The 7,921-nt window shown below is 73.5% G+C and carries 8 protein-coding genes; 1 reads left to right on the top strand and 7 read right to left on the bottom strand.

The window, feature by feature from the left end; translation table 11 throughout:
- Positions 1-245 precede the first annotated feature (245 nt).
- The 6 genes from aroQ to mltG (ACFU74_RS34665) form a co-directional block, all read right to left on the bottom strand.
- Complete coding sequence (gene aroQ, locus ACFU74_RS34640; protein WP_380764119.1) at positions 246-674, bottom strand: type II 3-dehydroquinate dehydratase; 429 nt, start codon at positions 672-674, stop codon at positions 246-248.
- Between the two features lie 8 nt (positions 675-682).
- Positions 683-1,771 (bottom strand): 3-dehydroquinate synthase, encoded by a 1,089-nt coding sequence (gene aroB / locus ACFU74_RS34645; RefSeq protein ID WP_380764111.1) that lies wholly within the window; start codon positions 1,769-1,771, stop codon positions 683-685.
- Positions 1,764-2,285, bottom strand: a complete 522-nt coding sequence (locus ACFU74_RS34650) for a shikimate kinase (RefSeq protein WP_380764113.1) — start codon at positions 2,283-2,285, stop codon at positions 1,764-1,766. Before ACFU74_RS34650 ends, aroB begins: the two co-directional genes overlap by 8 nt.
- Positions 2,282-3,466 carry a chorismate synthase gene (gene aroC, locus ACFU74_RS34655; protein WP_380764114.1) on the bottom strand — a complete coding sequence of 395 codons (1,185 nt, stop codon included), beginning with the start codon at positions 3,464-3,466 and terminating at the stop codon, positions 2,282-2,284. The genes ACFU74_RS34650 and aroC overlap by 4 nt, the downstream gene beginning before the upstream one ends.
- Before the next feature lie 208 nt (positions 3,467-3,674).
- Entirely contained in the window at positions 3,675-4,505 is an 831-nt protein-coding gene (locus tag ACFU74_RS34660) for a shikimate dehydrogenase (RefSeq protein ID WP_380764115.1), read from the bottom strand.
- Between the two features lie 40 nt (positions 4,506-4,545).
- Entirely contained in the window at positions 4,546-5,937 is a 1,392-nt protein-coding gene (mltG, locus tag ACFU74_RS34665) for an endolytic transglycosylase MltG (RefSeq protein WP_380764116.1), read from the bottom strand.
- On the opposite strand from mltG (ACFU74_RS34665), the gene ACFU74_RS34670 reads away from it, so the two are divergent.
- On the top strand, positions 5,887-6,426 hold the full coding sequence (locus ACFU74_RS34670) for a hypothetical protein (protein ID WP_380764117.1): 540 nt from the start codon (positions 5,887-5,889) through the stop codon (positions 6,424-6,426). The genes mltG (ACFU74_RS34665) and ACFU74_RS34670 overlap by 51 nt on opposite strands.
- Before the next feature lie 163 nt (positions 6,427-6,589).
- Here the strand turns inward: ACFU74_RS34670 and mltG (ACFU74_RS34675) are convergent, their stop codons facing one another.
- Positions 6,590-7,837, bottom strand: a complete 1,248-nt coding sequence (mltG, locus tag ACFU74_RS34675) for an endolytic transglycosylase MltG (RefSeq protein ID WP_380764118.1) — start codon at positions 7,835-7,837, stop codon at positions 6,590-6,592.
- Positions 7,838-7,921 lie beyond the last annotated feature (84 nt).

Genomic DNA, 7,921 nt, shown 5'->3' on the forward strand with positions numbered 1-7,921 from the left:
GCGCAGGCGCGGCCGGAGCCGGCGCGGACGCCGGGTACGCCGGTACCGGCGGAGCGACGGGACGCGGGGGAACGGGCCCACCCCCGGTGTACTGCGTCACGGCCACCTCCCGACTTCCTTCAGCGGGACACTACACGCCGGTGCGGCGGTGGACACAGTCCGCCGCCGCACCCTCGCCGGTCACCGCTCGCACCGGTCACCGCCGCCGGTCACCACCACGGCGCCGCCCCGGCGCCGAAGCCCCGTCAGCCCGCGGCGAGCCGGTCGGCCAGCGCGCGCAGCGCCAGCTCGTACGAGCCGATCCCGAACCCGGCGATCGTGCCGGAGGCCACCGCGGAGATCACCGAGGTGTGCCGGAAGGTCTCCCGGGCGTACGGGTTGGAGATGTGCACCTCGATCAGCGGCGCGGTGCGCTGCGAGGCGGCGTCCCGCATCGCGTACGAGTAGTGGGTGAACGCGCCCGGGTTGATCACCACCGGCACCCTGCCGTCGGCGGCCTCGTGCAGCCACTCCACCATTGTCTGCTCGGAGTTGGTCTCGTGCACCTCGACCTCGAAGCCCAGCTCCTTGCCGAGCGCGGTGCAGCGCTCGACCAGCCCGGCGTACGAGGTGGAGCCGTAGACGTCGGGCTCGCGGCTGCCGAGGCGCCCGAGGTTGGGGCCGTTCAGCACCATCACCCGGGTCACGAGGACACCTCCGCGTAGGCGGCCACCAGCAGGGACGGGTCGGGGCCCTCCAGGACGGAGGTCTTGCCGAGGCCGTCCAGGACGATGAAGCGGATGAGGTCGCCGCGCGACTTCTTGTCGATCTTCATGGCGTCCAGCAGCTTGGGCCAGGCGTCCGCGCGGTAGCTGAGCGGCAGGCCGACCGAGGCCAGCACGGTACGGTGCCGATCGGCGGTCGCGTCGTCCAACCGCCCTGCGAGGCGGCCGAGTTCGGCGGCGAACACCATGCCGATCGAGATCGCCGCGCCGTGCCGCCACTTGTAGCGCTCGTTGCGCTCGATGGCGTGGCCGAGGGTGTGGCCGTAGTTGAGGATCTCGCGCTGCCCGGATTCCTTGAGGTCTCCGGAGACGACGTCGGCCTTGACCTGGATGGCCCGCCGGATCAGCTCGACGGTGTGCGGCCCGGCCGGGGTCCTGGCGCCCTCCGGGTCGGCCTCGATCAGGTCCAGGATGGCCGGGTCGGCGATGAAGCCGCACTTGATGACCTCGGCCAGGCCGGAGACGTAGTCGTGCCGGGGCACGGTCTCCAGGGTCGCGAGGTCGGCCAGCACGCCCACCGGCGGGTGGAAGGCCCCGACCATGTTCTTGCCCTCGGCGATGTTGATGCCGGTCTTGCCGCCGACCGCCGCGTCGACCATGCCGAGCAGCGTGGTGGGCATGGAGATCCAGCGGACCCCGCGCAGCCAGGTGGCGGCGACGAAGCCGGCCAGGTCGGTGGTGGCCCCGCCGCCGAGGCCGACGACCACGTCGGTGCGGGTGAAGCCGGTCTGCCCGAGCACCGACCAGCAGTACGCGGCGACCTCGGCGCTCTTCGCCTCCTCGGCGTTGGGCACCTGGAGGGCGATCGCCTCGTAGCCCTCGCCGGCCAGGTCCTCGCGGATCGCGTCGGCGGTGGCCGACAGCGCCTCCGGGTGGATGATCGCCACCCGGCGGGCCCTGGTCCCGATCAGCGGCGCCAGCTCGCCGAGCAGCTGGTGCCCGATCAGCACGTCGTACGGGTCGTGGCCGGCGCTGCCGCCGACGTGAATCCTGACGGTGTCAGTCATGGGGGGTCTTCAGCTCCAGTGCTTCCAGTACGGCGTCCGCGACCTGCTCGGGGGTGCGGCCGGCGGTGTCGACGGCGGCGGTGGCCACCTCCAGGTAGAGGGGGCGGCGGGCCTCCATCAGTTCGCGCCAGCGGGCCCGCGGGTTGATCGCGAGCAGCGGGCGGGGGGCGTCCAGGCCGACCCGCTTGACCGCGTCGGCGAGCGGCACCTCCAGGAACACCACCGGCAGTCCGCGCAGCAGCTCACGGGTGGGCTCGGCCATCACCGCGCCGCCGCCGAGCGCCAGCACACCGCCGTGGGTCCCGGCGGCGGTGCGCACGGCGGCCGCCTCCAGGGCGCGGAAGTGCGGCTCGCCCTCGTCGACGAAGATGTCCGGGATCGGCTTGCCGGCCTGCTCCTCGATGTCCGCGTCGGTGTCGCGGAAGCCGACGCCGAGGCGCTCGGCGAGGACCCGCCCGACGGTGGACTTGCCACTGCCGGGCGGGCCGACCAGCACGACGACCGGGGTCGTCATCGGACGATCAGGTGGTCGAGGTAGTTCCGCACGTTGCGCCGGGTCTCCGACACGTGGTCGCCACCGAACTTCTCGTTGACCGCGTCGGCGAGCACGAGGGCGACCATCGCCTCGGCGACGATGCCGGCCGCCGGCACCGCGCAGACGTCGGAGCGCTGGTGGTGGGCCTTGGCCGGCTCACCGGTGCGCACGTCCAGGGTGCGCAGCGCGCGCGGGACGGTCGCGATCGGCTTCATCGCGGCGCGCACCCGCAGCAGCTCGCCGGTGGACAGGCCGCCCTCGGTGCCGCCGGAGCGGCCGGAGGCGCGCTTGGCGCCCTCGGGGGTGGGGACGATCTCGTCGTGCGCCTGCGAGCCGGGGACGCGGGCCAGCTCGAAGCCGTCGCCGACCTCGACGCCCTTGATCGCCTGGATGCCCATCAGCGCGGCGGCGAGGCGGGCGTCCAGCCGGCGGTCCCAGTGGACGTGCGAGCCGAGGCCGACCGGGACGCCGTAGGCGAGCACCTCGACGACGCCACCGAGGGTGTCGCCGTCCTTGTGGGCCTGGTCGATCTCGGCGACCATCGCCTTCGAGGCGTCGGCGTCCAGGCAGCGCACCGGGTCGGCGTCCAGCTTCGCCTCGTCGGAGGGCAGCGGCAGCACGCCGGCCGGGGCCTTGGCGGCGGCCAGCTCGACCACGTGGCTGACGATCTCGATGCCGCAGGTCTCCTTGAGGTAGGAGCGGGCGACGGCGCCGAGCGCGACGCGGGCGGCGGTCTCCCGGGCGCTGGCGCGCTCCAGGATCGGGCGGGCCTCGTCGATCGAGTACTTCTGCATGCCGGCCAGGTCGGCGTGGCCGGGGCGCGGGCGGGTCAGCGCCTCGTTGCGGGCGAGACCGGCGAGCACCTCGGGGTCGACCGGGTCGGCCGACATGACCTGCTCCCACTTCGGCCACTCGGTGTTGCCGACCATGACGGCGACCGGGCTTCCCATGCTGAGGCCGTGCCGGACGCCGCCGAGGAAGGTGACCTCGTCCTGCTCGAACTTCATCCGTGCGCCGCGACCGTAGCCGAGCCGGCGGCGCGCCAGCGCGTCGGCCACCACGGCGGTGGTGACCGGTACACCGGCGGGCAGGCCCTCCAGCGTCGCGACGAGTGCGGGGCCGTGCGACTCCCCCGCCGTCAGCCAGCGCAACGTACCCAACGGAGCTCCTTCATCAGCGGACCGGTGCGGCGCTGCCGCCGCCCGTCCGGACGTTCCTTCTCCCCGAATCCTTTCATGCCGGACCGGTCGACCGGCCGCGGAGTCCGATCACCGGACAGCAATCGGTCGACCGGCGGACGGTCGCGTCCGGCCGGCACGGCGCGCGGGCACTCCCGGAGGGGGCCCGCGGGGAGCGCCCCGGGCGCCCTCAGCCCGCCGCCAGCGCGGCCTCGCCGGCGGCGCGGACCGCCGCGAGCGGGCCGGGGGCGCGCCCGGTGAACAGCTCGCTCTGCAGCACCGCCTGGTGCACCAGCAGGTCGAGCCCGCCCAGCACGGTGGCCCCGCGCTCGGCGCAGGCCCCGGCCAGCTTGGTCGGCCACGGGTGGTACAGCACGTCGAAGAGCGCGCCCGGCTCGGCGGTGAGGTCGTCGGCGAAGCCGTCGGTCGCCCCGGCCGGGGTGGTGGCCACGGTGAGCGGGTGGCCGAGCGCCTCGGCGCCGCGCGCCCAGTCGGCGGTGCGCACGGACACGCCCAGCCGCTCCCCGAGCTCCGCCATCTCCCGGGCCCGCTCGGGGCTGCGGACGTAGACGGTGACCTCGCGGGCCCCGAGCCGGGCCAGCGCGGCCAGCGCCGAGGAGGCGGTGGCCCCGGCGCCGAGCACCGCGGCGGCCGGCACCTCGGTGACGCCCCGCTCGCGCAGCGCGTTGACCAGGCCCGGCACGTCGGTGTTGTGCCCGGCCCGGCGCCCGTCGGCGGTGAACACCAGGGTGTTGACCGCCTCGACGGACCGGGCGGTCGCGCTCACCTCGTCGAGCAGCGGGATGACCGCCCGCTTGAGCGGCATGGTGAGCGAGCAGCCCGCCCATTCGGCCTCGTCCAGCCCGGCGACGAAGCCGGGCAGCGCGGCCTCGTCCACCTCGAAGCGGTCGTAGCGCCAGCCGTCCAGTCCGAGCGCCGCGAAGGCGGCCCGGTGCAGGGCGGGCGACAGCGAATGGGCGATCGGCGAGCCGAGGACGGCGGCCCGGTGCTTGCTGGTCACGCTGGTGTTCTCTCCCGGTGCGGCCCCAGTGGGACGGCGGTCATCTGGTGGTGCAGTGGACGGCGACCGGGTCGAACTTCTGGCCGGCGGCCGTGCAGTACGCCTTGACGTTCTCGGCGTGCTCCGTGTCGGTCTCCGCGAACAGGGTCGAGGTCGGCGACATCGCGATGAAGTACAGCCACTTGCCGTCCGCCGGGTTGAGCGTCGCCTTGAGCGCGTCGTCGCCCGGGTTGGAGATCGGCCCCGGCGGCAGGCCGGGGTTGATGTAGGTGTTGTACGGGTTGGACCCGTCGTTGATCTGCGCCCGGTTCAGGTCCTTGGTCCCCAGCGCGTACTGCAGCGTGGTGTCCATGCCCAGCTTGCCGTTGACCTTGCCCTTGTCGGCCAGCCGGTTCTGGATGGTCTTCGCCATCTTGGCGAAGTCGTCCTTGTTGTTGCCCTCGGCCTGCAGGATGCTCGCCTCGATGACGACCTCGTAGCCGGACTTGAGGCCGATCTTCGTCGCCTCCGCGTCCAGGGCCGCGTAGCGCTCCGTGGCGTTCTTGACCATCTCCTTGAGCAGGTCCTCGGGCTTCATGCCCGGCGTGATCGAGTAGCGGGTCGGCCAGAGGAAGCCCTCGATGTTGCCCTTGGCGTACGCGGGCAGCCCGAGGTTGTTGACCTGCTCCTTGGCGACGTTCGCGGTGGCGCCCTTGGGCAGGCCCAGCTTCTCGTCGATCTTGACGTAGGTGGCGGCGGCGGTCAGGCCCTCCCGGATGATCAGCTTCTCGCCGCCGTTGGCCTCCACCAGGAACTGCACGGCGCCCTCGGCCGACATCTCCTTCGGCATGCTGTAGGCGCCGGGCTGGATGGTGGTGCACTTCACGTTCTTGTCGCACGCCGCGTTGAAGGCGTCGATGCTCTTGACCACGCCGGCGGCCTTCAGCGCCGCGCCCATCTGGCTGCCCGCCGCGCCCTGCTTGATCTCGACGTTGACCGTGCCCGAGCCCGGTCCGGGGAAGTCCGGCGGCGGGCCGAAGTGGTCCTTGTAGAAGCCGTAGCCCCAGTAGCCGGCGCCGCCCATGGCGCCGAGCAGCACCAGGGCGACCACCAGGCAGGCGCCGCCGTTGCGCCGGCCCGACTTCTTGCCCTTCTCCTTGCGCTTCTTCTTGGCCTCGCGGGAGTCGTCCTCCTCGCCGAGGAAGCCGCCCTGCCCGTCGTCCGCGCCGTCCTCGTGGTACTCGTCCTCGGCGTACTCGCCCTCGTGGCCGTCCCACTCGTCCTCGGCGTGCTCACCGCCGCCGGTGCCCGCCGCCGGGCCGGCGCCGGCCTCCAGCGCGGCGGCCTCCGCCTCCCAGTCGATGCCGTCCGGCCCGGGGCCGGAGGGCTGCTCGGCGGCCGGATGCTCCTGCCGCCGCGGGACGCCCTGCGGCGGAACGCCCTGCTGGGGCATCTGCTGCTGGGGGTACCCCTGCTGCTGGCCGCCGTACTGCTGCTGACCCTGACCGCCCTGCGGGAAACCCTGTCGGCCGTCCATGCCCTGGTCCGTGCCCTGCTGCGGCATCTGCTGCTGGGGGTAGCCCTGCTGGCCCATCCCCTGCTGCGGGAAGCCCTGCTGCTGGGGGTACCCCTGCTGGGGCATCTGCTGCTGGGGGTAGCCCTGCTGCTGGCCGCCGTACTGCTGTTGACCCTGACCGCCCTGCGGGAAACCCTGCCGGCCGTCCATGCCCTGGTCCGTGCCCTGCTGCGGCATCTGCTGCTGGGGGTAGCCCTGCTGCTGGCCGCCGTACTGCTGCTGGGGATGCTGCTGCCACTGGCCGTCCTGCTGCCACTGGCCGTCCTGCTGGCCGGGGACCGGCTGCTGACCGCCGTAGCCGGGGTCTCCCGGATTCCACGGCTCGGAGCCCTGGGGGCCGTAGCCCCGACCCAGATCGGTCATTGATCCCCTTATACCGACGGAGACGACCGGAGGATCGGCCCGGTCGTCCGGGACGGCGTCCCGGCTGCTTGTCGAACCGGCGTGCTAGCGCAACACCTGGACGGAGACGCTACCGTACCGCAGTCGGCCACCAGGCCGGACCGCCCGCCCGGGCCCCGGGGGCGCCCTACGGCGCCCCCGGCGAGGCCGGGTCCGGAGCGGACGGCGACGCGGAGGCCGACGCGGACGGCGACGCGGAGGCCGCGGCGCTCGCCGACGCCTGGTTGGCGTTGAACTCCGCGACGTTCTTCTGCTGCTGCTCGAAGCTGTCGGTGAACCGGGTGTCCCCCGGCTTCACGGTCACGAAGTAGAGCCAGTCCCCGGGCGCCGGGTCCACCGCCGCCATGATCGCCTGCCGCCCCGGGTTGGAGATCGGCGTCGGCGGCAGCCCCGCGTGCTTGTAGGTGTTGTACGGGGAGTCGAGGCGGGTGTCGGTGACGCTGGTGTTCAGCGTGGAGCGCCCCATCGCGTAGTTGATGGTGGAGTCCAGTTGCAGCGGCATGTTCCTGGCCAGCCGGTTGTAGATCACCCGCGCGACCTTGCCCATGTCCTCGACGTTGTCGGCCTCGGCCTGCACCATGCTGGCGATGGTCACCAGCCCGTACAGGGTCTGCCCGAAGTTGGTCGCGACGACCTCCGCGTCGTCCCGGACGAACTCCTTCCCGGCCCGCTCGACCATCTGCTTCAACAGGTCGACGGCGGTGGTGTCGTCGGTGACCGCGTAGGTCGCGGGGAACAGGTAGCCCTCCAGGTTGCCGCCGACGCTCTCCGGCAGGCCCAGTTCGGCGATCTGCTCCTTGGCCGCCTGCTCCGTGGTGCCCGCCGGGAGCTGGAGCTTCTTGTCGATCGCCGCGTAGATCTGGCTGCCGCGCCACCCCTCGGGGATGGTCAGGCCGTTGGCGTTGGCCGGGTCGATCAGCACCGCGAGCGCCGCGGCCGCCGACATCTTCAAGCGCATGGTGTAGGTACCGGGCTGGATCCGCCCGGCCGCCGCCGCGCTGCCCCTGGCGGCCCGGGTGAAGGCGAGCGAGCTGGCCACCACGCCGTTGCGCACCAGCGCGGAGGCGATCTGGCTGAGGCCGGCGCCCTCCGGCACCGACACCTGCACCGAGCCGGACCCTCCGCCCGGGTAGTCGGCGGCGGCCGGCGGCTTGCGCTGCCCCTGGATCCAGGTGAACCCGGCCAGCCCGATCCCGCCGAACACCACGACCAGCGACAGCGCGGTCAGCAGGCAGGCCAGTCCGGTACGCCGTCGGCGTGGATCCGGTGCATCGGGGCGCGGGGCGGGCGCGCCCGGCGGGCGGCCCTCCGGTTCGGTCACCGGCGCACCGAGGTGGCCCGGGCTCAGACCGGGTGTGAGGTCCAGATCGGTCACGGCGGGCGTCCCCTCGGCGGTCCGCGCGGCGGGCGGCGCGGCACGACGGCAACGGCGGAGGGGCCCGTGCGGACGCGTCCGCAC

The sequence above is a fragment of the Kitasatospora sp. NPDC057500 genome, assembly GCF_042802195.1.
Taxonomy (GTDB): domain Bacteria; phylum Actinomycetota; class Actinomycetes; order Streptomycetales; family Streptomycetaceae; genus Kitasatospora.

What these genes read in the sequence shown, in the direction of transcription:
- aroQ (WP_380764119.1), bottom strand. Translation starts at nt 674, where the DNA reads ATGGTGCTGAACGGCCCCAACCTCGGGCGCCTCGGCAGCCGCGAGCCC.
- aroB (WP_380764111.1), bottom strand. Translation starts at nt 1,771, where the DNA reads ATGACTGACACCGTCAGGATTCACGTCGGCGGCAGCGCCGGCCACGAC.
- ACFU74_RS34650 (WP_380764113.1), bottom strand. Translation starts at nt 2,285, where the DNA reads ATGACGACCCCGGTCGTCGTGCTGGTCGGCCCGCCCGGCAGTGGCAAG.
- ACFU74_RS34670 (WP_380764117.1), top strand. Translation starts at nt 5,887, where the DNA reads ATGCTCCTGCCGCCGCGGGACGCCCTGCGGCGGAACGCCCTGCTGGGG.
- mltG (WP_380764116.1), bottom strand. Translation starts at nt 5,937, where the DNA reads ATGCCCCAGCAGGGCGTTCCGCCGCAGGGCGTCCCGCGGCGGCAGGAG.